The organism is Pseudomonas sp. PvP009 (assembly GCF_017832995.1).
GTDB lineage: Bacteria > Pseudomonadota > Gammaproteobacteria > Pseudomonadales > Pseudomonadaceae > Aquipseudomonas > Aquipseudomonas syringae.
Genome location: NZ_JAFIBG010000001.1, coordinates 5,367,696 through 5,393,688, shown reverse-complemented (window position 1 = coordinate 5,393,688; position 25,993 = coordinate 5,367,696). Strand labels below are relative to the sequence as shown.

At 58.2% G+C, this 25,993-nt stretch carries 27 protein-coding genes, 1 other RNA gene and 2 pseudogenes; 14 read left to right on the top strand and 16 right to left on the bottom strand.

Going from position 1 to position 25,993, the window contains the following annotated elements:
- Window positions 1-380 precede the first annotated feature (380 nt).
- Together JOE29_RS23155 and JOE29_RS23150 are read right to left on the bottom strand one after the other, a co-directional pair.
- Window positions 381-1,328 carry an IS110 family transposase gene (locus JOE29_RS23155; RefSeq protein ID WP_024648092.1) on the bottom strand — a complete coding sequence of 316 codons (948 nt, stop codon included), beginning with the start codon at window positions 1,326-1,328 and terminating at the stop codon, window positions 381-383.
- 772 nt (window positions 1,329-2,100) lie between these two features.
- Entirely contained in the window at window positions 2,101-3,030 is a 930-nt protein-coding gene (locus JOE29_RS23150) for a glyoxylate/hydroxypyruvate reductase A (RefSeq protein ID WP_044312665.1), read from the bottom strand.
- Window positions 3,031-3,315: 285 nt separating this feature from the next.
- Here JOE29_RS23150 and gabT point away from each other — a divergent pair, with 285 nt between their 5' ends.
- From gabT to JOE29_RS23135, 3 genes are all read left to right on the top strand, one after another.
- Window positions 3,316-4,620 (top strand): 4-aminobutyrate--2-oxoglutarate transaminase, encoded by a 1,305-nt coding sequence (gene gabT, locus JOE29_RS23145; protein WP_210079901.1) that lies wholly within the window; start codon window positions 3,316-3,318, stop codon window positions 4,618-4,620.
- 81 nt (window positions 4,621-4,701) lie between these two features.
- Window positions 4,702-5,358, top strand: a complete 657-nt coding sequence (locus JOE29_RS23140) for a 2-haloalkanoic acid dehalogenase (RefSeq protein ID WP_032634241.1) — start codon at window positions 4,702-4,704, stop codon at window positions 5,356-5,358.
- A 47-nt stretch (window positions 5,359-5,405) separates the two neighbouring features.
- Window positions 5,406-5,894 carry an Lrp/AsnC family transcriptional regulator gene (locus JOE29_RS23135; protein WP_002555947.1) on the top strand — a complete coding sequence of 163 codons (489 nt, stop codon included), beginning with the start codon at window positions 5,406-5,408 and terminating at the stop codon, window positions 5,892-5,894.
- Window positions 5,895-6,295: 401 nt separating this feature from the next.
- Here JOE29_RS23135 and JOE29_RS23130 read toward each other — a convergent pair whose 3' ends face one another.
- From JOE29_RS23130 to JOE29_RS23115, 4 genes are read right to left on the bottom strand one after another with little or no spacing between them, the layout of a single operon-like run.
- Window positions 6,296-7,030, bottom strand: coding sequence for an amino acid ABC transporter ATP-binding protein (locus JOE29_RS23130; RefSeq protein WP_003317352.1), 735 nt, complete (start codon window positions 7,028-7,030; stop codon window positions 6,296-6,298).
- The gene (locus tag JOE29_RS23125; protein WP_032619528.1) at window positions 7,017-7,667 is read right to left on the bottom strand and encodes an amino acid ABC transporter permease; all 651 of its coding nucleotides are present in this window, start codon (window positions 7,665-7,667) and stop codon (window positions 7,017-7,019) included. The genes JOE29_RS23130 and JOE29_RS23125 overlap by 14 nt, the downstream gene beginning before the upstream one ends.
- On the bottom strand, window positions 7,664-8,329 hold the full coding sequence (locus tag JOE29_RS23120; RefSeq protein ID WP_003317350.1) for an amino acid ABC transporter permease: 666 nt from the start codon (window positions 8,327-8,329) through the stop codon (window positions 7,664-7,666). Before JOE29_RS23120 ends, JOE29_RS23125 begins: the two co-directional genes overlap by 4 nt.
- A 29-nt stretch (window positions 8,330-8,358) precedes the next feature.
- The gene (locus JOE29_RS23115; protein WP_003317349.1) at window positions 8,359-9,144 is read right to left on the bottom strand and encodes a transporter substrate-binding domain-containing protein; all 786 of its coding nucleotides are present in this window, start codon (window positions 9,142-9,144) and stop codon (window positions 8,359-8,361) included.
- A gap of 250 nt (window positions 9,145-9,394) precedes the next feature.
- Here JOE29_RS23115 and JOE29_RS23110 point away from each other — a divergent pair, with 250 nt between their 5' ends.
- The 6 genes from JOE29_RS23110 (at window position 9,395) to JOE29_RS23085 (ending at window position 15,480) form a co-directional block, all read left to right on the top strand.
- Window positions 9,395-10,099: a FadR/GntR family transcriptional regulator gene (locus JOE29_RS23110; protein WP_210079900.1), complete on the top strand. Its 705-nt coding sequence runs from the start codon at window positions 9,395-9,397 to the stop codon at window positions 10,097-10,099.
- Window positions 10,100-10,220: 121 nt separating this feature from the next.
- Window positions 10,221-10,550 carry a thioredoxin TrxA gene (gene trxA, locus JOE29_RS23105; protein WP_044312661.1) on the top strand — a complete coding sequence of 110 codons (330 nt, stop codon included), beginning with the start codon at window positions 10,221-10,223 and terminating at the stop codon, window positions 10,548-10,550.
- Window positions 10,551-10,781: 231 nt separating this feature from the next.
- Window positions 10,782-12,041: a transcription termination factor Rho gene (gene rho, locus JOE29_RS23100; RefSeq protein ID WP_002551560.1), complete on the top strand. Its 1,260-nt coding sequence runs from the start codon at window positions 10,782-10,784 to the stop codon at window positions 12,039-12,041.
- 127 nt (window positions 12,042-12,168) lie between these two features.
- A complete protein-coding gene (gene ubiD, locus JOE29_RS23095; RefSeq protein ID WP_003317344.1) occupies window positions 12,169-13,635 on the top strand; it encodes a 4-hydroxy-3-polyprenylbenzoate decarboxylase in 1,467 nt (488 codons plus the stop codon).
- Entirely contained in the window at window positions 13,635-14,603 is a 969-nt protein-coding gene (locus JOE29_RS23090) for a CDP-6-deoxy-delta-3,4-glucoseen reductase (protein WP_103694653.1), read from the top strand. Before ubiD ends, JOE29_RS23090 begins: the two co-directional genes overlap by 1 nt.
- 208 nt (window positions 14,604-14,811) lie before the next feature.
- The gene (locus JOE29_RS23085; protein ID WP_003317342.1) at window positions 14,812-15,480 is read left to right on the top strand and encodes a gamma-glutamylcyclotransferase; all 669 of its coding nucleotides are present in this window, start codon (window positions 14,812-14,814) and stop codon (window positions 15,478-15,480) included.
- On the opposite strand, the gene glpT is transcribed toward JOE29_RS23085, so the two are convergent.
- Complete coding sequence (gene glpT / locus JOE29_RS23080) at window positions 15,481-16,830, bottom strand: glycerol-3-phosphate transporter (RefSeq protein WP_003317341.1); 1,350 nt, start codon at window positions 16,828-16,830, stop codon at window positions 15,481-15,483.
- Between the two features lie 292 nt (window positions 16,831-17,122).
- On the opposite strand from glpT, the gene JOE29_RS23075 reads away from it, so the two are divergent.
- Window positions 17,123-17,770 carry an energy transducer TonB gene (locus JOE29_RS23075; protein WP_074954059.1) on the top strand — a complete coding sequence of 216 codons (648 nt, stop codon included), beginning with the start codon at window positions 17,123-17,125 and terminating at the stop codon, window positions 17,768-17,770.
- Entirely contained in the window at window positions 17,767-18,402 is a 636-nt protein-coding gene (locus tag JOE29_RS23070) for an energy transducer TonB (protein ID WP_210079899.1), read from the top strand. Before JOE29_RS23075 ends, JOE29_RS23070 begins: the two co-directional genes overlap by 4 nt.
- A gap of 451 nt (window positions 18,403-18,853) precedes the next feature.
- Here the strand turns inward: JOE29_RS23070 and JOE29_RS23065 are convergent.
- The 4 genes and pseudogenes from JOE29_RS23065 to JOE29_RS23050 all read right to left on the bottom strand — a co-directional run.
- Window positions 18,854-19,258, bottom strand: a pseudogene (locus JOE29_RS23065) (hypothetical protein); the annotation flags it as partial.
- A pseudogene (locus JOE29_RS23060) lies at window positions 19,257-20,354 on the bottom strand (IS630 family transposase). The pseudogenes JOE29_RS23060 and JOE29_RS23065, both read right to left, overlap by 2 nt.
- Window positions 20,355-20,967: 613 nt before the next feature.
- Window positions 20,968-21,345: a hypothetical protein gene (locus JOE29_RS23055; RefSeq protein WP_058444841.1), complete on the bottom strand. Its 378-nt coding sequence runs from the start codon at window positions 21,343-21,345 to the stop codon at window positions 20,968-20,970.
- Window positions 21,346-21,460: 115 nt separating this feature from the next.
- Window positions 21,461-22,447, bottom strand: a complete 987-nt coding sequence (locus tag JOE29_RS23050; RefSeq protein WP_210079898.1) for an NADPH:quinone oxidoreductase family protein — start codon at window positions 22,445-22,447, stop codon at window positions 21,461-21,463.
- A 130-nt stretch (window positions 22,448-22,577) separates the two neighbouring features.
- On the opposite strand from JOE29_RS23050, the gene JOE29_RS23045 reads away from it, so the two are divergent.
- Window positions 22,578-22,985: a flagellar basal body-associated protein FliL gene (locus tag JOE29_RS23045; protein ID WP_003403230.1), complete on the top strand. Its 408-nt coding sequence runs from the start codon at window positions 22,578-22,580 to the stop codon at window positions 22,983-22,985.
- Between the two features lie 6 nt (window positions 22,986-22,991).
- Here JOE29_RS23045 and JOE29_RS23040 read toward each other — a convergent pair whose 3' ends face one another.
- Window positions 22,992-23,441, bottom strand: coding sequence for an EVE domain-containing protein (locus JOE29_RS23040; RefSeq protein WP_210079897.1), 450 nt, complete (start codon window positions 23,439-23,441; stop codon window positions 22,992-22,994).
- A 193-nt stretch (window positions 23,442-23,634) separates the two neighbouring features.
- Between JOE29_RS23040 and JOE29_RS23035 the strand changes: the two genes are divergently transcribed.
- Window positions 23,635-23,787 (top strand): hypothetical protein, encoded by a 153-nt coding sequence (locus JOE29_RS23035; RefSeq protein ID WP_003317333.1) that lies wholly within the window; start codon window positions 23,635-23,637, stop codon window positions 23,785-23,787.
- Between the two features lie 45 nt (window positions 23,788-23,832).
- On the opposite strand, the gene JOE29_RS23030 is transcribed toward JOE29_RS23035, so the two are convergent.
- From JOE29_RS23030 to JOE29_RS23015, 4 genes are all read right to left on the bottom strand, one after another.
- Complete coding sequence (locus JOE29_RS23030; protein WP_210079896.1) at window positions 23,833-24,444, bottom strand: 5-formyltetrahydrofolate cyclo-ligase; 612 nt, start codon at window positions 24,442-24,444, stop codon at window positions 23,833-23,835.
- A 94-nt stretch (window positions 24,445-24,538) separates the two neighbouring features.
- Window positions 24,539-24,717, bottom strand: a non-coding RNA gene (gene ssrS, locus JOE29_RS23025) — 6S RNA.
- Window positions 24,718-24,747: 30 nt separating this feature from the next.
- Window positions 24,748-25,077: a cell division protein ZapA gene (locus JOE29_RS23020; RefSeq protein WP_003317331.1), complete on the bottom strand. Its 330-nt coding sequence runs from the start codon at window positions 25,075-25,077 to the stop codon at window positions 24,748-24,750.
- The gene (locus JOE29_RS23015) at window positions 25,074-25,283 is read right to left on the bottom strand and encodes a TIGR02449 family protein (protein ID WP_002551573.1); all 210 of its coding nucleotides are present in this window, start codon (window positions 25,281-25,283) and stop codon (window positions 25,074-25,076) included. The genes JOE29_RS23020 and JOE29_RS23015 overlap by 4 nt, the downstream gene beginning before the upstream one ends.
- Window positions 25,284-25,433: 150 nt before the next feature.
- Between JOE29_RS23015 and JOE29_RS23010 the strand changes: the two genes are divergently transcribed.
- The gene (locus JOE29_RS23010) at window positions 25,434-25,988 is read left to right on the top strand and encodes a YecA family protein (RefSeq protein WP_004414488.1); all 555 of its coding nucleotides are present in this window, start codon (window positions 25,434-25,436) and stop codon (window positions 25,986-25,988) included.
- The last annotated feature ends 5 nt before the right edge of the window (window positions 25,989-25,993 follow it).

Sequence of the window (25,993 nt, the reverse complement as noted above, 5' to 3'; positions counted from 1 at the left end):
CAGCGAGTCCCCTTCGCGAACAAGCGAAGCGTCGCCCGGTTCGCTCCTACGGCCTGCGGCCAGAATCAAAAGCAGACCGTATTCGCCTTGGCTTCTGCCCGAAGGGCGTAGGAGCGAACTTGTTCGCGAAGACTGGCATTCACACAACCTGGCTTCCGGACATAAAACGCCCGTTTTCGAGGATCAAAGCGCCAAGCGCGCAACCATGCCGTTGAGGTCGATTGCCAGGCGTGGCAGTTGAGGCAGCTTTCGCGAACAAGCGAAGCGTCGCCCGGTTCGCTCCTACGGCCTCCGGCCAGAATCAAAAGCAGACCGTATTCGCCTTGGCTTCTGGCCGAAGGCCGTAGGCCGTAGGAGATTCTATGGTTTTGGGAAAGCCCTCAAGCCACTTTTGTTTGATATTCGCTCTGGTTCTTTAACAGAGCGAAGACTACTCGAGCCAACTTTCGGGAGAGCATGACCAGCGCTTGAGTTGTACTAAAGCCACGCTTTCTCTGCTCTTCATAAAAAGGCTTCCAGGCCGGCGTACGGCTCCCGGACATAGCCGCGTTGTGCAGCAACCGTCGGGCTTCTGGATCGCCGCGTTTGGTCAATCGACGAGGTCCATCACTTTGCCCTGATTTGGATACTCTCAGGTCCAGCCCAAGAAACGCGATAAAGGCGTTCGCTGCGCTGAACTCGCCTCGCTGAAAAGAAGTGACCAAACGAGCTGCAGTCAGAAAGCCGATCCCTTCTACTTTCATACAGCGGTTGACCTGCCTCATCAGCCCGGCTTCCTGCAGTACATCGCGAATCTTCTTTTCAACGAGCGCCTCAAATCGTTTCATCGAGTTGACCTGATTGGCGAACGCTGTTCTCAGAAAAGGCTCGTTGGTCCAGCTTTGTACCAGGCCAGTACGAGCCTGAACCAAGGCTGCACGACGTCGGAACAGGCTCAGAAGCTGCCGATAAAGCGGGCTCGCAGGTATCCAGGGCCGCAACTCATCAAGCTCGTTTTTCAGGTATCGGGCCAACAAACGAGCATCTTGGGCATCGGTTTTGGCGCGTATGTTGACGCCTTTACGGTAATGACTGAGCTGATAGCCATCCACCATATAAACGTCACAGCCTGCTTCGTGGGCCGCATCCGCGAACAGGACGTGATAGACGTTAGTGGCTTCGATGGCGATGGCGCAGCTGCTCGCCAAGGCCTTCAGCCATTGGGTGATGGCGACTTTGGTATTGGGGATTGCCTCAAGTCGATCATATTGATCGTGGTAGATCACCAGCTCATTCTTGGCGACATCTACACCGATGATCGGTTTTTCCAGAGTAACCCGCATTGCCATAACGCCTCCTCGGGGATAAGGTTTACAGACTTGAAGGGGCCACCCAGAGGCGCAGGCTTGTTTCTATCGTAGGTTGTGAGCCTTAAGCATTCTTTATCGGCGCTTGGGTGAAAGGAGGAGGGGTGAAATCTCCTACGGGTCTGTACTGCGCGAACAGTCAAAAGCGAACTAAGTCCCTCCTCCTCCCTTCAAGTCTTACCATACAAGCGAACTTGTTCGCGAAGGCGGTATTCCTGACGCAGAAAGTCCATCGACTGCAACGAACTCTTCGCGAGCAAGCTCGCTCCCACAAGGTACCGCGTGCTCCTGTAGGAGCGAACTTGTTCGCGAAGGCTATATTCCAAACGCAGCCAATGCATTGAATGTACCGCCCTCTTCGCGGACAAGTCCGCTCCTACAGGGCACCGCGTACTCCTGTAGGAGCGAACTTGTTCGCGAAGGCGGTATTCCTGACGCAGAAAATCCATCAACTGTACCGGCCTCTTCGCGAGCAAGCTCGCTCCCACAAGGTACCGCGTGCTCCCGTAGGAGCGAACTTGTTCGCGAAGACTGGCATTCACACAACCTGGCTTCCGGACATAAAACGCTCTTTTTCGAGGATCAAAGCGCGAAGCGCGCAACCATGCCGTTGAGGTCGATTGCCAGGCCTGGCAGTTGAGGCAGCTTTCGCGAACAAGCGAAGCGTCGCCCGGTTCGCTCCTACGGCCTCCGGCCAGAATCAAAAGCAGACTTGTGTATGACGCTGGGTACGGAGCGTGGGAACGATCATCCGTCAGTAACCCTGGCCGCGATCCACCTGTCCTTGCATCGCTTCACCGCGTTCAAAGCGGCGGATGTTATCGAGCAGGCCAGGAAAGGCGCTTTCCGGCTGGGTCATGGCCGCCACATGCGGGGTCAGCAGGATCTTCGGGTGGTTCCAGAACGGATGGTCGGCTGCTGCCGGTTCCTGCTGCAGCACATCCAGCACTGCAGCGCTGAGTTGGCCGCTGTCCAGCGCTTCAATCAGATCCGCTTCCACCAGATGCCCACCACGGCCCATATTGATCAGTGCAGCACCTTCGGGCAGTTGCTCGAAAAGCCGGCGATTGAGGATGCCCTCGGTCTGGCCGGTCAGCGGCAGGACACACAGCAAAATGTCGCACTGCCCCAGAAATGCGTCCAGTTGCTCTTCCCCGGCATAGCACTGCACAGCGTCGATTCGATGCGCGCTGCGCGCCCAGCCCGACAGTTGGAAACCGAACGGTTTGAGGCTCGACAGAATATGCTGCGCCTGCAAGCCCAGCCCCATCACGCCGACTCGCCGTTGGTTCGCCGGTATCAGCGGGTGGGCTTTCCAGACGCCTTCAACCTGCTGCTGCCGATAACGCAGCATTTCCCGATGCAGGCTCAACACGGCGAAGGTCGCGTACTCACACATCGCGTGACTGATGCCAGGGTCCAGCAGACGCACCACCGGCAGTGCTTTCGGAATACGGCTCAGGTCCAGCTGGTCCACACCCGCCGACAGGGCAAACAGCACTTTCAGGTTGGGCAGCAGTTCCTGCAGATCATCGGGCGCCAGCCAGGCGCCCAGATAGTGGATGTCGGCCGGGTCGCCGATGTCCGGCCATACGCGCCATTCAATGTCCGGCGCGTGCTCGGCAAACAGGACGCGCCAGCGTTCGGCACGTGCGGGATCGGCTTTGTAGAGCAGGGCGGGCATGGGCGTTTCCTGAGCATGAAAGATGAGCCCCATCATGCCGTAAAAGCAAAGCACGATCTGTCGAAACGCCTGCTTCCAGGCCTCTCTAATGTCCGAAAAGCGCCGCTGCCCGGCAGATTGCATGGTGATTTGCGGGCATGAAGGAATCTGCCGTTTGCGAGGCGAAAAACAGTCGATATGGACATCTGAGGGTGCAAGTTCGGCGTAGATCATTTCGCTGAACGCTTAACCTGAACAACATCGCAGCCACCCCCGCCGGCTGCCTGGCCCATGATAGGTAAAACCATGAACAGCAAAGTCGACGACACCCCTCATCTGATCCGCCAGCGCGACCAGTTTGTGCCGCGTGGCATTGTCACAGCCCACCCGCTGGTCATCGACCGCGCCCAGGGTTCTGAATTGTGGGACGTCGATGGCAAGCGCTATCTGGATTTCGTCGGCGGTATCGGCGTGTTGAACATCGGCCACAACCACCCCAACGTGGTCGCGGCGATTCAGGCGCAACTGACCAAAGTCACCCACGCCTGCTTTCAGGTGGCCTCCTACCAGCCCTATATCGACCTGGCCAAACGCTTGAGCCTGTTGATCGCAGGCCAGAGCGGTATCGATCACAAGGCCGTGCTTTTCACCTCCGGCGCCGAAGCCGTGGAAAACGCGGTGAAAATCGCCCGCGCCCACACCAAACGCCCGGCGATCATCTCGTTCCGGGGCGGCTTTCATGGCCGTACGCTGCTCGGCACCACGCTGACCGGCATGAGCCAGCCGTACAAACAGAATTTCGGCCCGATGGCCCCCGAAGTGTTCCACACGCCGTACCCGAACGAATACCGCGGCGTGACCACCGACGTGGCGCTGGCGGCGTTGCACGAGCTGTTGGCCACTCAGGTCGCACCGGAGCGTGTGGCGGCGATTCTGATCGAGCCGATGCAGGGTGACGGCGGCTTCCTGACTGCGCCAGTCGAGTTCATGAAGGCCTTGCGTGCCCTGACCGAACAACACGGCATCGTGCTGATTGCCGATGAAATCCAGTCCGGTTTCGGGCGTACCGGCAAATGGTTCGGCTTCGAGCATTCGGGCATCCAGCCTGATCTGGTGACCGTGGCCAAGAGCCTTGCGGGCGGCATGCCGCTGTCGGGCGTGGTCGGGCGTGCCGAGATCATGGATGCACCGCTTCCGGGCGGCCTGGGCGGCACCTACGGCGGTAATGCGCTGTCCTGCGCCGCGGCACTGGCAGTGATCGACACCTACGAGCAGGAAAACCTGCTGGCGCGTGGCGAACAGTTGGGCGAACGCCTGCGTGCCGGCCTGCTCGCGCTCAAAGAGCGTTACAGCTGCATCGGCGACGTGCGCGGCACCGGTTTCATGCTCGCCATGGAGATGGTCAAGAATGACGCAGCCCGCAGCCCGGACGCCGACCTCAACCAGAAGATCATCGATCAGGCGCGCCTCGGTGGCCTGCTGGTGATCAAGTGCGGCGTGTATCGCAACGTCCTGCGTTTCCTCGCCCCGCTGGTGACCACCGAGCAGCAGATCGATGAAGCGCTGGGCATTCTCGACGCTGCCTTGGCACGAGTATTGAAGTCCAGCTGAGCGCCAGTGTGGTCGCGGCTGTCGTGAGACGCTGCGATCACCCGCGCTGGGGATCATTGTTGAATGGAGACGTTGCCTGCCATGGGGCTTATTGATTACCGCGCACTGTTGATCGATTGTGATGAAGTGCTGGTGGACCGTGATTCCGGTGTCTGGACGGCATTGCAGCCGTTGCTGGACAACGGTCTGAACACACCCGGCAAAGACCAGGTACTCGCTGAATTCAATGATGTCATTCGCACGTTGTACCCGCGCTTTGACGAATTGGGTTTCAGCGGGCTGCTGTGCTTTGCGCATCGCCAGCTGGCCGAACGACTGGGGATCAAGGCGAGTTGGGAGGAAGGCATGAGTTTCGCCCGCTCGGTGCCGAACTGGACGCTGTTCGAGGATGCGCCCGGCGCGATGCTCTACCTGCGCAAGTTCTACCGACTGTTGGTTTACGCCGACCGGGATCTGCAGGATCGCGGTCTCCTGTGCGAGCGATTGGGGCTTGAGGCTGACAGTTTGCTGTCGTTGACCACGCACCCGCTGGACGACACGCGCTGGCTTGCCAAGATGGATCTGGACACCCGAGACACCTTGCTGGTATCCCGCCCACCGGCCTCTGCTCCGGGCCTCGGCGGGCTGTGCCTGATCCGCCGCAGCCGCGAGCAGCACAGCCAGCCCTGCGCCGCAGATATCTGCATCAACAGCATGGCGGATCTGGTTGCTCAGCATCAGCTGTCTTTACGGCGCTGATTTTGCTAGAAGGTAGGCACGGTGAATGGCAATACATGAGGTAGGTAATGGAAGGCTTGGTCAAACTGGATCGGATTGATATCAATATCCTGGTAGAACTCCAGAAAGACGGGCGCATGACCAACGTCAGCCTGGCCGATGCAGTCGGGCTTTCCGCGAGCCCTTGCCTGCAACGCGTCAAACGACTTGAGTCGGCGGGTTACATCTCCAGTTACAAGGCGCATCTCAATCTCGCGAAAATCACCGAATCGGTCACGGTGTTCACGGAAATCTCCCTCAGCGACCATAAGCGCGAAGACTTCGCCAAATTCGAAGCCAACATCCGCCACGTCGACGAAGTGCTGGAATGCCACCTGATCAGCGGCGGCTACGATTACCTGGTGCGCTTCATGACCCGCAGCATTCAGCATTACCAGGAAGTGATCGAAGAACTGCTGGACAAAAACATCGGCATCTCCAAGTACTTCAGCTACATCGTCATCAAATCTCCGGTCATGAAAGACGGCGTACCGCTGCGCAAATTGCTGCGCCACTGAAATACCAGCCAGGAGAGGACGCTGAGCGTCCAGAACGGCATGCCCACGCTGGAGCATGGGCACGATAGCATTCGCCCGGACACCTCGCGCTACACCCGTTCCGCGATCTACCTGCCGACTATCGTTCCTCACGCTCTGAGGAACGATAAGTGCCCGCAATATGCTCCGCGCTCAGCGTTACACACAATTCTTCGTGGGAGCGAGCTTGCTCGCGAAGAGGCCGGTGCAGCACCCGGAAATATGGCGTTTGGACCAAAGTCTTCGTGAGCAAGCTCACTCCCACAAAGATTTCTGTCCAGCCAGACACTGCCGCTTCAGCCCTTTTCCAGGCTCTTCGGGGTTTGTGTATAACGCTGATCGCTTCGCGTGGACATGCTGTTCCGGACGCTCTGCGTTCAGCGTCAGGCGTGCTCCACTGTGCCGATGAAGTTCGCCAGTTCCGGGGTTTTCGGGTTGGCGAAGAGTACTTTCGGATCGCCCACTTCATGCACCTTGCCTTGGTGCATGAACACCAGCTTGTCGCCCACTTCGCGCGCGAAGCGCATTTCGTGGGTGACCATGATCAGGGTCATGCCATCGGCTGCCAGCTGGCGCACCACGCTGAGTACTTCGTTGACCAGCTCCGGGTCCAGCGCCGAGGTGATTTCGTCGCACAGCAAGACCTTGGGCGACATCGCCAGCGCGCGGGCAATCGCCACGCGTTGCTGCTGACCACCGGACAGGCGATCCGGAAAGGCGTCGAACTTCTCGCCCAGTCCGACGCGTTCGAGCATCTTCCTCGCCAGTTTGGCGGCCTCGGCCTTTGGTACTTTCTGCACGACCTGCGGCGCAAGCATGACGTTCTCGCCCACGCTCAGGTGCGGGAACAGGTTGAACTGCTGGAACACCATGCCGACCTTCTGGCGCAGCGTGCGCAGGTCGGCGCGTGCCGCATCCAGGTATTCGCCATCGACCTCGATCACGCCATCGTTGATCGACTCCAGGCCGTTGAGCGTGCGCAACAGGGTGCTTTTGCCCGAGCCGCTGCGACCGATGATCGCCACGACCTGGCCTTCTTCGACCGACAGATCGATGCCTTTGAGCACGTGATGATCGCCATAGTATTTATGCAGGGCGGAAATTCTAAGCAGAGGCATGCAGTCTCCTTTCCAGATGGCGCGCGCACAGCGACAAGGGGTAGCACAGGATGAAGTAGCCCAGAGCAACGAAGCCATAGACCATGAAAGGTTCGAACGTGGCGTTGGCCAGCATGCTGCCGGTCTTGGTCAATTCGGTGAAGCCGATGATCGACGTCACCGCCGTGCCTTTGACCACCTGCACCGAAAAGCCGACCGTCGGCGCGACCGCGATGCGCAACGCCTGCGGCAGAATCACATAGCGCATCTGTTCGAACGGAGTCAGCGCCAGGCTCGCGGATGCTTCCCACTGGCCCTTGGAGATCGATTCGACGCAGCCACGCCAGATCTCCGCAAGGTAGGCGCTGGTAAACAGCGTCAAGGCCAGTGCCGCCGCAGCCCAGGGCGAAATGTTCAGTCCCATCAGCGCGACACCGAAGAACACCAGAAACAACTGCATCAACAGCGGTGTGCCCTGAAACAGCTCTATATAGAGTTTCGCGGTCACGCGCGGGCCGGATTTTTCCGAGGTGCGCATGCCCATGATCAGCAAGCCGATCAGCCCGCCGCCGATGAAGGCCACCAGCGACAAGGCCAAGGTCCATTGCAGGCCGATCAGCAGATTGCGCACGATGTCCCAGAGGGTGAAATCCATCAGCGGTTCCTCGAGATATAGCGCCGCCCGATCCAGGCCAGCAATTGCCGGATCAGCAGCGCCATGGCCAGGTAGATCAGCGTGGTCACAATGTAGGTTTCGAACGAGCGAAAGTTGCGTGACTGAATGAAGTTGGCATAGAAGCTCAGTTCTTCAGTGGCAATCTGCGAGCAGACTGACGAGCCCAGCATGACGATGATGATCTGGCTGCTCAGTGCCGGCCAGACCTTGCCCAGCGCTGGAACCAGCACCACGTGGCGAAAGGCTTCATAGCGACTCATCGCCAGTGCTGCCGATGCTTCAAGCTGACCCTTGGGAATCGCCTGGATACCTGCCCGCACGATTTCAGTCGAGTAGGCACCCAGGTTGATGACCATCGCCAGCACCGCTGCCTGCCATTCCGTGATCTGCACGCCCAGCGACGGAAGACCGAAGAAAATGAAGAACAGCTGGACCAGAAACGGTGTGTTGCGGATCAGCTCGACATAGATGGCAAAGATCGTCGCAAAAGGCTGAATCTTCCAGGCCCTCACGACGGCACCGACAATACCGAGACTGACGCCCAGCAGCGTGCCAATGGCCGTCAGTTCCAGCGTGAACAAAGCCCCGCGCAACAGCAGATCGATGCTCTGCAGGACCGGCGTAAAGTCGAAGTGATAAGCCATTGGTGAATCCTGTTACCGGAAAGCGGTGATCAGAGATCGGCAGGCAGCGGTTGCTTCAGCCAGGTCTGGGAGGCTTTTTCCAGCGAGCCGTCAGCCTTGGCGGCATTCAGAATCTCATCGACCTTGCCCAGTAGTTCCGGCTGACCCTTGTTCACGCCGACATACACGGGCGAATCCTTGAGTTTCACTTTCAGCGCCGGGATGCGCTTGGGGTTGCGCTCGCTGATCGCGACCATCACCACGTTGCCGCTGGCGATCAGGTCGGTCTGACCGGCCAGATAGGCTGCGATGGTCGAGTTGTTGTCTTCGAAGCGCTTGATGACCGCGCCTTCCGGAGCCACTTTCGACAGTTCGATGTCCTCGATGGCGCCACGGGTGACGCTGATGGTCTTGCCTTTCAGGTCAGCGATGTCCTTGACCGGCGAATCAGGTGGACCGAATACCGCCAGGTAGAACGGTGCGTAAGCGCGCGAGAAGTCGATGACTTTCTCGCGGTCCGGATTCTTGCCCAGGCTGGAGATCACCAGGTCGACCTTGCCAGTAGTCAAGAACGGAATGCGGTTGGTGCTGTTGACCGGAGTCAGCTCCAGCTTGACCTTGAGCTTGTCAGCCAGCAGCTGTGCGGTGTCGATGTCCAGGCCGCGCGGCTTCATGTCCGGCCCGACCGAGCCGAATGGCGGGAAGTCCTGTGGAACGGCCACCTTGAGGGTGCCGCGCGCTACAACGTCGTCCAGGCCGTTGGCGTGGGCGGGTGTCTGGCTCAGCATCAGACTGGCAAACAGTGCAGTAAGCAGGGCGCTGTAACGCTTGGTCATATGAAGTCTCCGGGCGAAACGAAAGGTGTTGGCCTGTCTCCAGTGCACAGCGCATGCCATTCGCTCGTGAGCTGCCATGAATCAAGGTTTGCAGCGTGTTTATGGTCTTACTGGTCTGACCAGTCGAGCGGCTTCGCGCCCTGCTTTGGCGCGCTTTAAAGCCTTGCCGCCCCAGGGCTGGGCGTCGCTTGCCGAATGTTCGAGATGGGGATAAAAGGGATTTTTACTGGACTGACTGGCCTGAACAGTGATGCCGCACACTTCACTCGCAGTACCCGAATCAGCCCTCCGGGCCATTCGCAAATTGATCGCCGAGCAAGGGTACAAGCCCGGCGAAAGCCTGCCGTCGCAACGCGATCTGGCGGTTTTGCTGGGGGTCAGTCGGGCGTCTTTGCGTGAAGCTCTGTCATCGCTCAGCGCACTCGGAGTGGTCAGTGTCCAGCCCGGCAAAGGCGTCTTCGTGCAGTCGATTTCTGAACCAGAACAGCGCACGAGTGGTTTTTCCTGGCCTTATGAAGCTCAGGTTTCCCCGGCCGACACTTTTCAGTTGCGCTATGCACTGGAAGGTTTCGCAGCAGGCATGGCTGCCGTGACCCTGACCGCCGACGAGCGCGATGTACTGGAGGACAACGTCGAAGCCATGCGTCTGGAATTGCGTGCCGGTGACTTCGAGGCTGCGGCGCGGCTGGACTTCGAGTTTCATCGGCACATTCTGGTCGCCAGCGGCAATCAGGCGATGCTGGGGATCGTGACTGCCGGGGCCGACATCTTTCTGGAAAGCCAGAAGATGCCGTTCATCCGGGCGGCCAGGGTCATGGAAACCTGGCAGGAGCATCGCAAGATCCTCCGTGCGCTGGCCCGACATGCGTCAGGGTCAGCGCAAAAGGCTATGCAGGACCATATTCGTGGCGCGGCACTTCGCACCGGCATCGTGTTCGTGTCGCCTTCCAACTGAGCCCCTGCCATAACTCCAGTCATGCACCACCATAGCCAGACTCAATGAACCTTCGCTTCCTGAATGACTTGCAGCCCGCTATGATGAGCGTCGTTTTTCGCCTATGACCTCGGAGACTTCCATGAGCAACGAAAAGATCAAACACGTCACCGACGCTAACTTTGACGCCGAAGTACTCAAGGCTGAGGGTGCTGTGCTTGTAGACTACTGGGCTGAGTGGTGCGGTCCGTGCAAGATGATTGCCCCGGTGCTGGACGAAATCGCCGACACCTATGCAGGCAAGCTGACAATTGCCAAGCTGAATATTGACGAGAATCAGGAAACCCCTGCCAAGCATGGCGTGCGCGGTATCCCGACGTTGATGCTGTTCAAGAATGGCAACGTTGAAGCGACCAAAGTCGGTGCGCTGTCGAAGTCGCAGCTGGCTGCGTTCCTCGACGCCAACATCTGAAGCGTTTCAAAGCCCCGCAAATCGCGGGGTTTTTTTCGGGTGTCGTACTAGACGCCTGGAAAATCAGGTGGTACATTCGGCCCCGCAACGGCTTCTCCGTTGCCCCCTGCTAGCCGTCGCCGACGCTCTCCTTTCGATTTAGTACGCGATCCTGTCGCCTTCTCTGCGGCGCGGCCTCATTAAGCCAAAAGCTTAATTTCCCCCTCCATACATGATTACGTCATTCCCCATATGAACCTGACTGAACTCAAGCAAAAGCCGATTACCGAATTGCTCGAAATGGCCGAACAGGCTGGCATCGAGAATATGGCCCGTTCGCGCAAGCAGGACGTCATTTTCTCCCTGCTCAAACGGCACGCCAAAAGTGGCGAGGAAATATCCGGTGATGGCGTGCTGGAGATTCTCCAGGACGGCTTCGGTTTCCTGCGCTCTGCAGACGCTTCCTACCTGGCCGGCCCGGATGACATCTATGTCTCCCCCAGCCAGATCCGCCGCTTCAACCTGCGTACCGGCGACACCATCGTTGGCAAGATCCGTCCACCCAAGGAAGGCGAGCGTTATTTCGCTCTGCTCAAGGTCGACACGATCAACTACGACCGTCCGGAAAACGCCAAGAACAAGATTCTGTTCGAAAACCTGACGCCGTTGTTCCCGACGATCCGCATGAAGATGGAAGCCGGTAACGGTTCCACCGAAGACCTGACCGGTCGTGTGATCGATCTGTGCGCACCGATCGGTAAAGGTCAGCGTGGTCTGATCGTTGCTCCGCCGAAGGCGGGCAAGACCATCATGCTGCAGAACATCGCGTCGAACATCACGCGTAACAACCCGGAAGTGCATCTGATCGTTCTGCTGATCGACGAGCGCCCGGAAGAAGTGACCGAGATGCAGCGCACCGTGCGCGGCGAAGTGGTCGCCTCGACGTTCGACGAACCGCCAACCCGTCACGTACAGGTTGCCGAAATGGTGATCGAGAAGGCCAAGCGCCTGGTCGAGCACAAGAAAGACGTCGTTATCCTGCTCGACTCCATCACCCGTCTGGCACGTGCTTACAACACCGTCATCCCGAGCTCCGGCAAGGTATTGACCGGTGGTGTCGATGCTCATGCGCTCGAGAAGCCAAAGCGTTTCTTCGGTGCTGCGCGTAACATCGAAGAAGGCGGCTCGTTGACCATCATCGCCACCGCACTGGTTGAAACCGGTTCGAAGATGGATGAAGTGATCTACGAAGAGTTCAAGGGTACCGGCAACATGGAGTTGCCTCTGGATCGCAAGATCGCAGAGAAGCGCGTGTTCCCGGCCATCAACATCAACCGCTCCGGCACACGCCGTGAAGAGCTGTTGACCGCTGATGACGAGCTGCAGCGCATGTGGATCCTGCGCAAGCTCCTGCACCCGATGGACGAAGTCGCGGCTATCGAGTTCCTCATCGACAAGCTCAAGCAGACCAAGACCAACGACGAGTTCTTCCTGTCCATGAAACGCAAGTAACTGGCAGGCTGAAACAAAAATTGGTGTCCTTCGGGGCACCATTTTTTTTGCCTGCATGCCGCCGATTAGCTGCCTTGACGGGCTGGAGCAGGTACGATGTGCGTCTATTGGATAAATGGCCGGGTTAATGAAATTCAAAGATCTTAGGGATTTCGTGCAGCAGCTTGAGCAGCGCGGAGAGTTGAAACGCATCCAGATGCCGATCTCGCCTGTGCTGGAAATGACTGAAATCTGTGACCGTACCTTGCGTGCCAAGGGTCCGGCGCTGCTGTTCGAAAAACCGGTCGGTTTTGATATCCCGGTGCTGGGCAACCTGTTCGGCACGCCAGAGCGCGTAGCCATGGGCATGGGTGCCGAAGCGGTCAGTGAACTGCGTGAAATCGGCAAGCTGCTGGCGTTCCTCAAGGAGCCCGAGCCACCCAAGGGCCTGAAGGATGCGTGGTCCAAGCTGCCGATCTTCCGCAAGGTCATCGCCATGGCGCCGAAAGTCGTCAAGGATGCGCCCTGCCAAGAGGTCGTCATCGAAGGCGATGACGTCGACCTCGGCATGCTGCCCGTACAGACCTGCTGGCCGGGCGATGTTGCGCCCCTGATTACTTGGGGCCTGACGGTCACCAAAGGCCCGAACAAGGAGCGCCAGAACCTCGGCATCTATCGCCAGCAGGTCATCGGTCGCAACAAGATCATCATGCGCTGGCTCAGCCATCGCGGTGGTGCGCTGGACTTCCGCGACTGGTGCGTCAAGCATCCTGGCGAGCCTTATCCGGTCGCCGTCGCACTGGGCGCGGACCCGGCGACCATTCTTGGCGCCGTGACGCCGGTACCGGACAGCCTCTCCGAATATGCCTTTGCCGGTCTGCTGCGTGGCTCGCGCACCGAACTGATCAAGTGCCGTGGCAGCAATCTGCAAGTCCCGGCCAGCGCCGAAATCGTGCTCGAAGGCGTGATTCATCCGGGCGAGATGGCCGACGAGGGGCCTTACGGCGACCACACCGGCTATTACAACGAAGTCGACAGCTTTCCGGTGCTGACCGTCGAGCGCATCACGCACCGTATCAAGCCGATCTACCACAGCACCTACACCGGTCGTCCGCCTGATGAACCGGCGATTCTGGGCGTCGCGCTGAACGAAGTGTTCGTGCCGATTCTGCAAAAGCAGTTTCCGGAAATCGTCGATTTCTACCTGCCACCCGAGGGTTGCTCGTACCGCATGGCGGTGGTGACCATCAAGAAACAGTATCCCGGCCATGCCAAGCGCGTGATGCTGGGTGTCTGGTCGTTCTTGCGCCAGTTCATGTACACCAAGTTCGTGATCGTTACCGACGACGATATCAATGCGCGGGACTGGAACGACGTGATCTGGGCCATCACCACGCGCATGGACCCCAAGCGCGACACGGTCATGATCGACAACACGCCCATCGATTACCTCGATTTCGCCTCGCCGGTGTCCGGCCTGGGATCGAAAATGGGACTGGATGCCACGAACAAATGGCCAGGTGAGACCAGTCGCGAGTGGGGCAGGGCGATCGTCAAGGACGAAGCCACCACACGCCGGGTGGACGAAATCTGGACTCAGTTGGGAATAGATTGATGCGCGTAACCTTGCAGCCGTCAGGTGCGGTGCTGGAAACCCTGCCGGGCGAGCGGATACTCGATGCGGCACAGCGCCTGGGTTACGAGTGCCCACAGAGCTGTCGCAATGGCAACTGCCATGTTTGCTCGGCTCTGCTGGTCGAGGGCCAGGTAATGCAGTCGGGGCAGACGCTCGATCACGGCGAAATTCATACCTGTGTGGCCGAGCCGCTGACAGCGTGCGTGGTGCTCTGGGATGGCGTGCTGGCCAAGGGTGAGCTGCCGGTGCGCAGTTTTGCCTGCCAATTGAGCGAGTGCGTCGAAGTGGGTGGTGATGTCTGGCGGGTCGGCCTGCGCGCTCCGGCCGGCAAGCCACCGCGTTATCACGCCGGGCAGTACCTGATGATCGAGCGTGAGAACGGCGAGAAGTCGGCATTCTCCATCGCATCGGCGCCGCACTGCGGTCGTGAACTGGAGCTGCACGTACTGGCTCGTGAAGACAGTGCGCGCAGCCTGATCGAGCAACTGCAACGCAACCGCATGGCGCGGGTCGAGCTGCCCTTTGGCGACACCCACCTTGCCGAGCTGCCGGACGGGCCGCTGGTGCTGATCGCGGCCGGTACGGGCATGGCGCAAATGAACAGTTTGTTGGAACACTGTCGCTCCACAGGCTTCAGTCATCCCGTGCACCTGTACTGGGGCGTGCGTCGCCCCGAGGATTTCTACCAGGTCAGCCACTGGGATGAGTGGGCGAAACTGCCGAATCTGTTCCTGCACAAGGTCGTCAGCGACCTGTGCGGCTGGGAGGGGCGTTGCGGTCTGCTGCACGAGGCGGTTTGCGAGGACATCAAGGACCTGTCGGCCGTCCACGTCTACGCCAGCGGCTCGCCAGCGATGATCTACGGAACGCTGGACGCTCTGGTCGCCGCCGGAATGGACGCCCATCAGATGCGCGCAGACGTATTCGCCTACGCACCGCGTGCGTAATGCCGGACTGACGGCTGCAGGAGTGGAGTGTAAATTGCTTTAACTGATTAAAACCGATGGCGATGCCTGTTCGTCGCCAGGCAACTTTTAGTAGAGGCAGGCCGTTGGCCTGTGGCAACAACCGAACCACGACACCCTGATGCCGCTCAACCACGAGCGAGTCGGCGGGGCTCGGTAAAAACTGACAGTCAGACTGTCAGGGAGGCAAATGGAGAATCCAATCAACGAGTTGGCCGCTGCGGTGCATGACGGCCTTGGCCTGACGTACCCGCCCGTTATCGATATGGGCCCGCAGCTTACCCGCGAGCAACTGCTCGCATCCATGAACACCACCATGCGTCGTCACAAGGGCGGCCCGGTCTGGCTGTTCGCCTACGGCTCACTGATCTGGCGTCCCGAGTGCACCGCCGTGGAGAGCCAGCGCGCCCGAGTGCACGGTTATCACCGCGGGCTTTACCTCTGGTCGCACGAACACCGTGGCACGCCGGAAGTACCGGGGCTGGTATTCGGTCTGGACCGTGGCGGTTCATGCACCGGCTTCGCCTATCGTCTGCCGGATGAATGCCTGGAAAAATCGCTGCTGGCCTTGTGGGAGCGCGAGATGCCGTACCCCTCGTATCGCCCGCACTGGCTCAATTGCCGCCTTGAAGATGGCCGGAAGGTGCAGGCCCTGGGCTTCGTACTCGAGCGGCATCTGCCCAGCTACGCAGGCAACCTGCCGGACAGCGTGCTCAGCCAGGTGCTGGCCAGCGCCAGAGGGCGCTACGGGACCACCCGCGAGTACGTGGAGCAGACCGCCAAGGCCCTGCGTAGCCACGCCATGCCAGACCTGAATCTGGAGGCGCGGCTCAAGCGCTGCAAGTCGGAGACTGCCTGATTAGCCTTTGATGTCGCGGGATGTGCTGGCGACCTGTTTGTGCCGCAGCGTCGGCGCAAGGAACACCATCGCCAGAATGCACGCGCCGATCAACAGCACGAACCCACCATCCCAGCCAAAGTGGTCAACCGTGTAGCCCATCGCCGCGCTGGCCGCGACCGACCCGCCCAGATAGCCGAACAGCCCGGTAAAGCCGGCGGCCGTGCCTGCTGCCTTCTTCGGTGCCAGCTCCAGCGCCTGCAGACCGATCAGCATCACCGGGCCGTAGATCAGGAAGCCGATGGACACCAGCGCGATCATGTCGACGGTCGGATTGCCTTCAGGGTTCAGCCAGTACACCAGCGTGGCGATGGTCACCAGAAACATGAACACCATGCCGGTCAGGCCGCGATTGCCCTTGAAGATCTTGTCCGACATCCAGCCGCACAGCAGCGTGCCCGGAATGCCCGCCCACTCGTACAGAAAGTAAGCCCATGAGGTCTTGTCGACCGTGAAGTGCTTGGCTTCCTTGAGATAGGTCGGTGCCCAGTCCAGTACGCCGTAGCGCAGCAGGTAAACGAACACGTTGGCCATGGCGATGTACCACAGGAATTTGTTACGCAGCACATACTTGACGAAGATTTCCCGGGCGCTGAATTCTTCTTCGTGGCTGGCATCGTAGCCTTCCGGATAATCGTTCTTGTAGTGCTCGATAGGCGGCAGGCCGACCGATTGCGGGGTGTCACGCATGGTCGCGAAGGCGAACACCGCGACCAGCAACGCAACCGCCGCCGGCACGTAGAACGCCGCATGCCAGTCGTTGGTCCAGCCCATGCCAAGCAGGAACAGCGGGCCGATCAGGCCGCCGCCGACGTTGTGCGCCACGTTCCACACCGACACCACGCCGCCGCGCTCTTTCTGCGACCACCAGTGGACCATCGTCCGCCCGCTCGGCGGCCAGCCCATGCCCTGGGCCCAGCCATTGATGAACAGCAGCACGAACATGATCGTGACACTGGACGTCGCCCACGGCGCGAAGCCGAAGATGAACATGATCCCGGCAGAGACCAGCAGGCCGAACGGCAGGAAGTAACGCGGGTTGGAGCGATCCGAAACGATGCCCATGAGGAATTTCGACAAGCCGTAGGCAATCGCAATGGCAGACATCGCCACGCCCAGCTGGCCACGCGTATAGCCTTCGTCGATCAGATACGGCATCGCCAGCGAGAAATTCTTGCGCAGCAGGTAGTAACCCGCATAGCCGATAAAGATGCCTGCGAAGATCTGCCAGCGCAGACGGCGATAGGTGCTGTCGACCTTTTCTTCGGGAAGGGGTGCCTGATGCCTGGCAGGGCGGAAAAACCCAAACATGGAGAAGCTCCTGATTATTGTTGTTTTTGCGAATGCGAATATTACATTTTCATTACAGAAAAAAGCAGTGCCTTCGGGCTGATTCTTTGTAGGAAATGCAGGCAATCAGCTGTTGTTTTATGAACATTGCGCAAGTGTTTACAGACGTTTCAATTGTTTGGGATGGGTCCTACAGGCGTATCGGAAGTCGTGTGCTGACTGATGTGTCGGCAGGTTCATACCATCGTCATCACTGCGCCCTGGAGGTGCACCACGACGATGAGCCCCTACAACAATGAGAATCACCGCGTTCATGATTGCCGCAGCACTGGCCCCTCCCGTCGGCGCTGCAGAGCCATTTCTGGTGCCGATATACACGCCGACACCGGTTTTTCCACCAGAGCTGGTCAAGACCCACTATGCAGGCAAGGTCCGCGCCCAGCTGTGGATCAAATCCGACGGACAGGTTCGTGAAGCCAGGGCGATCGAGAGCGGGCATCCGCAGCTCGCCGCAGCGGTGGAGCGGGCACTCCGCCAATGGCGCTATAAACCCTGGGTCGGAACAGTCGGCGCGCCGCCCATGACCACGATCACCGTGCCCGTCATTTTCGGTTCCCACGGCTATCGGCGCTTCAACACCGAAGTGACCGTGGGCCTGGGAAACATCCGCTGCGGCTACCTGAACCACGAAGTGAAATCCGCCCGCCAGGACTATCCCAAGGAACCACTGAGTAAGGTCGACGTGTTCTGGTACACCGGGCAGGCGCTGTTCGGCAGCCATATTGCCCACCTGCGCAGCGAGCCCCAACGCCAGGTCCTGCTTGAGCAACTGGGCGCCGCGATACCGATGATGGTCAGCAATTGCCGAAGCAATCCCGATCGTCTGTACGGCGACTATCTGCCGACGCCGATCAAGGCATTGATGGTGGGGTTGGCCGAGCAAGCGGAGGGCAGCGAATGAGCTGCGTGCTGGGTTGCATGATGCTTACGGGGTTGCTTTCGGCGGGGGGAGCACAGGCGTTGCCGTCGTATCCGGTGCCGTTGCATATGCCTGAGCCGGGCTATCCGACATCGATGCTTCGTTCCTTCGTAAAACGCAGTGTCAGCATCAGAGTTTTCATTCAGGCCGATGGAGGCGTGCGCTTCCTCGAAGTGCTGGGCGCGCCCGATCCTAGGCTCATCAGCCTGACCCGAAGTGCTGTCGAACAGTGGGTCTTCGAACCCTGGCAGCCGTCTGCTTCTCATCCCGAGGGCGAAGCAGTTACGGTCACGTTCAATTTCACGGGGCGTCCACATACCAACCCGCCGCTGGCAGCCAATGTCGAGCTGAGGCAGGTGTTGTGCTGGCAGCTGAATACGGAAATGTTCGAGGGACGCAAATGGCGCAAGGACGTCAAACCGGATGCGCTGATGCGCACAGAGCTGTACCTGTCGAGCAGTCCGGTCATAGAGCATTTTCTCACCCTGGACGAGCGGCAGGCCCTGGTTCTTGAGCTGCTGGAAGCGACGCCGGGCATCGTCGCTCAATGCCAAAAAAATCCGATGCGCAGGTATGTTGATTATTTGCCGGAGAATGTGAGGAAGGCGCTGTAAGGGTTGAGCGGTATTGATTACGGACATCGTGCGCGCCGCGTACTTGTGGGAGTGAGCTTGCTCACGAAGGGGCCGGTACAGCCGACGGATATCTCTCGTTTCGCACGCGTCAGCGGGAACGCCTTTCTTAAGGCTCCGCGTCACCATTCGCTCCATGAGGCACATTCAAGATTGGACGCGGAGTCTCCAGAGAAGCATGAGCGAGCATGGCAACGAAAATTTTTGTTGCCCTGTGAATAAGCCTTCGCGAGCAAGCTCGCTCCCACAGTTCAGGTAATCCTCCTGCTTTTGAGTGAGTTTCAGTCTGGAGGTCTGAACCGGATATCGTCGTCAGTTACCAAATGATCCGACCTTCAGGTAGGTGGATTATTTGCCGGAGAATGTCAGATCTATCGTGTGGTGCCGGGGTCAAATCAGTGCTGACTTGACCCCGGCAACTTCAGCGAAATGATCAGTGAACCGCGCTCATATTTTGAATCGCTTCAAGCTGACTCATGTCGAACGCCCCGTGAGCGCTGATCGTATTCGAGAAGTCGGTGATCGCGATTTCGATAGTGCCTCTCAGCACCTTGATCGCATTATCGATTTCTCGCGACGCCTCAGGCCCGAACGTCATCTCTATCGCTCGGTTGGATTCGGCCTCTTTAGCGCGAGCTTCCTCGGCGTTGCGTAGGGCCAATGCGTGCTCGGCTTCTTCGACCTGACGCTGTGCAAGCTGGAACGCTGCCTCTATGGCTCGCTGCTGCGCAGCCTGTTCTTCCGTCTCGGCTCTTACGCGCGCTGCTTCTTCGGCTTGGCGTTGTGCGGCTTCCTGGGCAAGGCGCTCTGCGTGTTGGCGACCAAGTTCTACTAGCCTAGTGTGCTGTTTTCGAAATAATTTGCTTTTTGCCTGCGGTTTCAAGTGCTTCACGCGCCCGTTGAATTTTGTTCAAAATCTCCTCTCCCTTTGCGTTCCAAACGTATCGGGTCGGCTGAGCATTACGTAACGCCATGAACGCTGTAATGGAGCTCTCCAGCTCGCGAACCGAGGCAAAACTGCCGTCGCGAAGATACACCGTGGTGTCTTGAAAGAAGCGTTCAACCATGTTCATCCAAGAGCTGGAGGTCGGCGTGAAATGAATATGAAAGCGAGGATGTTTCGCCAGCCACGCTTTCACAGCAGCATGCTTGTGGGTCGCATAGTTGTCGACGATCAGGTGAAGCTGGAGGTGTTTGGGCGTTTCTTTATTGATCTTCTTGAGAAAATCCAACCACTCTTGATGCCGGTGCTGACGCTCGATGCTGCTGATCAGTTTTCCTTGGAGGTAATCCAGTGCGGCGAATAACGTGACCGTGCCATGGCGGGTGTAATCGTGCGATCTAGTCTGGATATGACCGATGCCCAAAGGTAAACCCGGCTGTGTTCGCTCCACTGCCTGAACCTGACTTTTCTCATTGCAGTACAACACCAAAGCCTTGTCCGGTGGGGCCAGATAAAGCCCGATCACATCCCAGAATTACTCCTCAAACTGCGGATCGTTAGACAACTTGAATGTGCGCGTCAGGTGGGGCTTTAAATCATTGGCAGCCCACAGTTTATGGACGGTGGTCGAGGAAATACCCGCCGCCTTTGCCATGCTCCGACAGCTCCAGCGTGGTTCTCCGATGCGAGGACGGGTGACCTGTTCCAGGACACGGCGAACTGTCTCGGCAGGCAAAGGCGACTTGCGTCCGCGTCCCGGTTTGTCGATCAGCCCATCAAGCTGATGTGCTTGGAAACGCTGGCACCAGTCGGTGATTGTCGGGCAGGAAAAACCGGTCAATCGCGCAATGCTGTCTCGGGTTTCGCCTTCGGCAGCCAGTAGAATAATCCGTGCTCGCCGGCCTTCTCGCTGAGGAATGGTGGCAGAGCGCATCCGTCGTTTCAGCTCGGTCTTTTCTTCGGGGCTAAGTGTGATGTCCAGAGCGCTCATGGCAAGCTCTCCAAGGCAGGGATAACGTTTGAAGTGTAGACGAAATGCACAGGAAATTATTTCGCGAACAGCACACTAGCGGCGGTGATGACGCGGGCAAAGATGAACTAATATGTTCATCATCACTCGCTGCATTGGCTTATAAAATTTACTTTAGAAGGTCGGCAAGTTCGCCGATGGTTTTAGTGTTTTTTATTTCGGGGCGGCCGTTTGCGCCAGGTGCTCTGTATCAGGTTGTTTTAAAGTGCGCTTCCGCGGGGTGATGAAAGACATGGCTCAGTTGACCGCGCTGTTCGCGTTGTCGAATCTGTGGACGGCACGGAAACACTGATGGGCATTGGTGAATTGCGCGCGTTTGATAGGGAAGATGATGCGAAAAAAATAAATCCCCCATGGGTTTTTCAAAAAAGTAGCTCATTTCGGGAAAAGTCCGGCTATCCGTCAATGCGCGGTAGGTTGGTCGGTAAAGCTTAGGCATTTCTGATTGAAGTTTCAGTAGAAGCTATTAAGGGTTTAATGCCTATATAAAGGTGCTGATATTTTTGAGGTTGGTAAATATAAGTGAGTAAGATGACTTTAGATGTATCTTACCCACTGCGTTGATTTTTCCATGTTACTCTAGAAATTTGGCAAGCTCACCAATGGTGCTGGTTTTTTCGATTTCGTCTTCTAGTGTGCTATTAAGTTTGATGTGGTTTAAGGATACGTAAGTATAGTCGTTGTCGTTCCATTCTTTAGTATAGTTCTCTTTAAGTTTTTCAGGGATTTTAATGTCGTCCTGCCTCATGATTTCAAATGATGCGTAGGCTAGGTCTATTTTACTTATGTTCTTGTACTTTCTGGTTAGATCAGAGAATTTAGTTTCACTGCTTATTTCAGTTCTTATTTCAGTCATGATTCTGGAGGCGGTTTTAGGATCTAGACCTGGTGTGTTTGCAATTGGAGCATAGATAGCTTTTTTAATTATATCTATATATAAACTCTGGGACATTTCACACCTCTCTTAGCACCGAAAATGGTGCGCTTGCATAATCTCTCCAATAGAGGTAGGTGCCTACTCTCATATCTACTAGGGTCTGTTCCCGTTCCCCTGCTGACGAGTAGGATCAGGCACTCTTCGCAACCAACACCACCACCTTCCCCACAGCCCTCCGTCCACCCAACAAATCAATCGCCTCCCCAGCCCTTTCCAGCGGATAAACCGTCGACACCAGCGGCTTCAATTTCCCTTCTTCAAACCACGCAAACAGCTGCTTGAAGTTCGCCGCATTGTCCTGCGGTTGTCGCTGCGCAAACGAGCCCCAGAACACGCCGACCACCGAAGCGCCCTTGAGCAGGGTGAGGTTGACGGGCAGTTCCGGAATGCGGCCGCTGGCGAAGCCGACGACCAGCAGGCGGCCGTTCCAGGCGATGCTGCGGATGGCCTGGTCGAAGAGGTCGCCGCCGACCGGGTCGTAGATCACGTCGGCGCCGTTGCCTTGGGTGAGGCGTTTGACTTCATCCTTGAGGCTGGTTTCGCTGTAGTTGATCAGTTCGTCGGCGCCTGCGTTTCTGGCGACTTCGAGTTTCTCGGCGCTGCTGGCGGCGGCGATGACGCGGACGCCGAGGGCTTTGCCGATTTCTACGGCGGCCAGGCCGACGCCGCCGGATGCGCCGAGTACCAGCAGGGTTTCGCCGGGTTGCAGGCGGGCGCGTTGTGTGAGGGCGTGCATGGAGGTGCCGTAGGTCATGCTGAATGCGGCCGCCGTGGTGAAGTCCATGCCCTGTGGAATCGGCAGCACGTTGTAGTGGGGCACGGCGACCTGCTCGGCAAAGCTGCCCCAGCCGGTGAGGGCCATGACGCGGTCGCCGGTTTTCAGGTGGCTGACGTTCTCCCCGACGGCGGCTATCACGCCTGCGGCCTCACCCCCCGGTGAGAACGGGAAGGGTGGTTTGAACTGGTATTTACCCTCGATGATCAAGGTGTCGGGAAAGTTGACCCCGGCGGCGTGCACGTCGAGCAGAATTTCGTTCTTTTTGATCGCGGGGCCGGGGACGTCTTCGAGCACCAGTGTGCTGGCAGGACCGAAGGCTTTGCATAACAGGGCTTTCATCGGGCTATTCCTTTTCCGGTAATGGCCGATAAAGTCAGTTAAGCGGGTTCCCGGGTCAACAAGCATGGCCCTGCCTGATAAGCACACATAAGCTGTAAGCTACGTGGCAAACCGTATTAAGGAGTGGACTGTGAAAGCGTGGATTCTGATGTTGCTGGCCTTGTCATTGCCTGTCATGGCGCAAGAGGAAGCCAAGGAAGAAGGCGGCCCGCCAAAAGCGGCCTATGTCTCGCTGACGCCTCCGTTCGTGGGTAACTACGCCCTTGATGGCGGCCCGAAGCTGCGTGTCTACAAGGCTGACATTGCCCTGCGTGTAACAGGTGCCGATGCCGAGGCTGCCGTGAAGCGCAATGATGCACTGATCCGCAATCAACTGGTGTCGCTGTTCACTCAGCAGACCGTTGATTCCATGAGCAGCGCCGAAGCGAAGGAAAACATTCGTCAGGAAGCGCTCAAGCAGGTTCAGCGCGTCATGAACGATGAAGAAGGCAAGCCGATTGTCGAAGACTTGCTGTTCAATAACTTCATCGTTCAATAACGTTCGTCAGCGCAATGTCAGGATCGCCGCCCATTGTTCGGCGGTCACCGGCATGACCGAGAGCCGGCTGCCTTTTTGTACCAGAGGCAGTTGCTCCAGCTGACTTTGTTGCTTGAGATAACCCAGCCCCAGCACGCGCTTGAAGGTCTCTACGAACTCGACGTCGATGGCACTCCACGGATTCTTTTCCTCCGTGGCCTTGGCGTCGTGATAGTGGCTCTCGGGGTCCAGTGCAGTGGGGTCCGGGTAGGCTGATCTGGCGATTTTGCCGATGCCGGCGATGCCCGGCTCCGGGCAACTGGAGTGATAGAAAAAGAACGCGTCGCCCTCTGCCATGGCTCTCAGAAAATTACGCGCCTGATAGTTGCGCACCCCGTCCCAGCGAGCGTTGCCCAGTCGTTGCAGGTCTCTGATCGAGAATTCATCAGGCTCGGACTTCATCAGCCAATAGGCCATTGTGCTCACTCCACAGACAAAAGGTTTACGGTATGACGAACAGTTTGATGACAAACCGACAATCGGTTCGCGCCACTATTTGCGTACTGGTTCACGTTACCGCAAAATGCCGCCCTTCAAAGTTCCACGCTGTTGCACGGCCTATACAAAACCGATGCTGACATCGTATTGATTTGCCTAAGGAGGGCAGTCAATGAAACGCAAGCCTGATTTACTCTGGATTCTGGTTATTCTGTTTGGCTTGGGTGTCGTGACAACCGGTTATGCACAGAGCTTGTGGTCCACCAAGGATGATGCTCCAGTCGAGATCACACAGCAGCAGCAAAAAGTCCCCGGCAGGCATTGAGCCCTGCTTGTACTCTGATCGTTGATAGCCTTGTTGGCTGAACGATCAGAGTGTCTGCGTCACATACCAGCCTTTATCCGATACCGTGCCTTGCAGCGGTACATCCCAACTGGCCTGCGCCAGTCGATCGACTTTCTGACACTCGTGAGCCAGCCCCAGTAACACCGGCTTGCGCCAGGTCTTTCTGCGCGCCAGGTACGCCAGGCTGCGGTCGTAGAAACCTCCGCCCATGCCGAGGCGACCGCCTTCGTCATCGAAACCTACCAACGGCATCAGAATCAGGTCGAGCGCCCATATAGTGCGCTGCTTTGCCCGGTCGATGCGCGGCTCAGGGATGCGGAAACGGTTGGGGATGAACGTCTCGCCGGGGCGTACGCGCTGAAAAACCATGCGGGTGCGCGGCCATGCGTTGAGCACCGGCAGATAGGTTGCCTTGCCGCGACGCTGGGCTTCGCGCAGTAACAGCCGCGGGTCGATCTCGCCATCCATCGGCAGGTACAGCGAAACATGCCGGGCACGTCGAAACAGCGGGTGCTGCGCCAATTGACGATAAATATCCCGTGCGGCTTTGCGTTGCTGGCGTTGACTCAGGGCTTTGCGTGCCTTGCGTAGCTGGCGGCGCAATTGCGGACGAGTAAGTGATTGGGCGCTGGTCATGAGCAGAAGGTCATGCAGGCTGATCCGGAAAGGAGGTTGAAGCCGGAGCGGGGTCGTCGTTGCCAGACAACAGGGCTGGCAACGAACTGAATATGGACTCCCCGACGAACCGCTGTCGGTTTAGCCCTTGAACCCGAAAGTTCAAGGTGGAGATTGCAGGAGGTTTTAAGGCTTTCCGTCGAGCGGACATGCACACCAACCCCAACGTGCAACCCCCGTGGTTGTGCGTATCGGCTCAGGGACATGACCGACTGGCAAGCACTCCAGGGAGCAGAGCGAGTATACAGAAATGCCCCGCAATAATCAGCCCCGAGTTGAATCCGGTGTGCCGGGCGTGTCTGTCGCCAGCACCAGATCGACCTTGTCGAGCAGATCGCGGACCTGTTCGCGGGTCGAACCGCTAGTCTGTACGTCAGGCAGATGTTCCTTGTGCAGCAGGTCGTGAGTGATGTTCAGGGCAGCCATCACGGCGATGCGATCTGCACCGATGACTTTGCCGCTGCTGCGGATCTCACGCATCTTGCCATCCAGGTAGCGGGCGGCGCTGACCAGGTTGGTGCGCTCTTCCTGAGGGCAGATGATCGAATATTCCTTGTCCAGGATCTGAACGGTAACGCTGTTGCCATTGCTCATGAGTCTTGCTCCAGGGCTTTAAGGCGCGAAATCATTGACTCGACCTTCTGCCGGGCGATTTCGTTTTTTTCAATCAGTTGGGCACGTTCCTCGCGCCAGGTCTTTTCCTGAGCTAATAAGAGTGCGTTTTGGCCTTTAAGTTGCTCGGCATACTTCAGGAGCAGCTCCACACGTTTCATCAGCGCTTGCAGGTCGGTGTCTTCCATTGTTTTCCACTGAATACTTTCTGATGAATGGCAGGGGGAGCGATGCTTGTGCTCAAGCTCGAACCGCCGTCCGGGTGATCTTGTCGCGCGGATAGTCTAGGATACAAGGCCTTCATTCTAGACATTGCGCCGTTTGGCGACTAGCTACCCATGCCCATTCAGAATTCTCCGTACAAAGCGTTCGCCACTCTGCTCAACAGTGGCGGTCACCAGGTATCTCCCGCCGAGCTGCATGGCCTGTTGCTGGGGCGCAGTTGCGCAGGTGCCGGTTTCGACAACGAAGGCTGGTTCGCCGACGCGTCGGTCCTGCTCGAAACCGAGCCGCAAGACAATATCCGTCAGGCGCTCGTCGGCTTGCAAGAGATGGTCAAGGGCGAGCTCACCGGCGACGACATGACCGTCGTGCTGTTGCTGCCGGGCGACGACGAGCCGCTGACCGAGCGTGCTGCTGCGCTGGGCCAATGGTGTCAGGGGTTCCTGGCAGGTTTCGGTCTGGCCATTGGCGACAAGCCGCTGGGCACTGAAGCCAAGGCGGTTCTGGAGGATCTGGCGGCGATTGCCCAGGTTCAGGACGCGCTGGAAGAGTCCGAAGACGGCGAAACCGACTACATGGAAGTCATGGAGTACATGCGCGTAGCGCCGCTGCTGCTGTTCACTGAATTCAACGAGCCGTCCGCGCCGCAACCCAAGCCTTCACTGCACTGATAGCC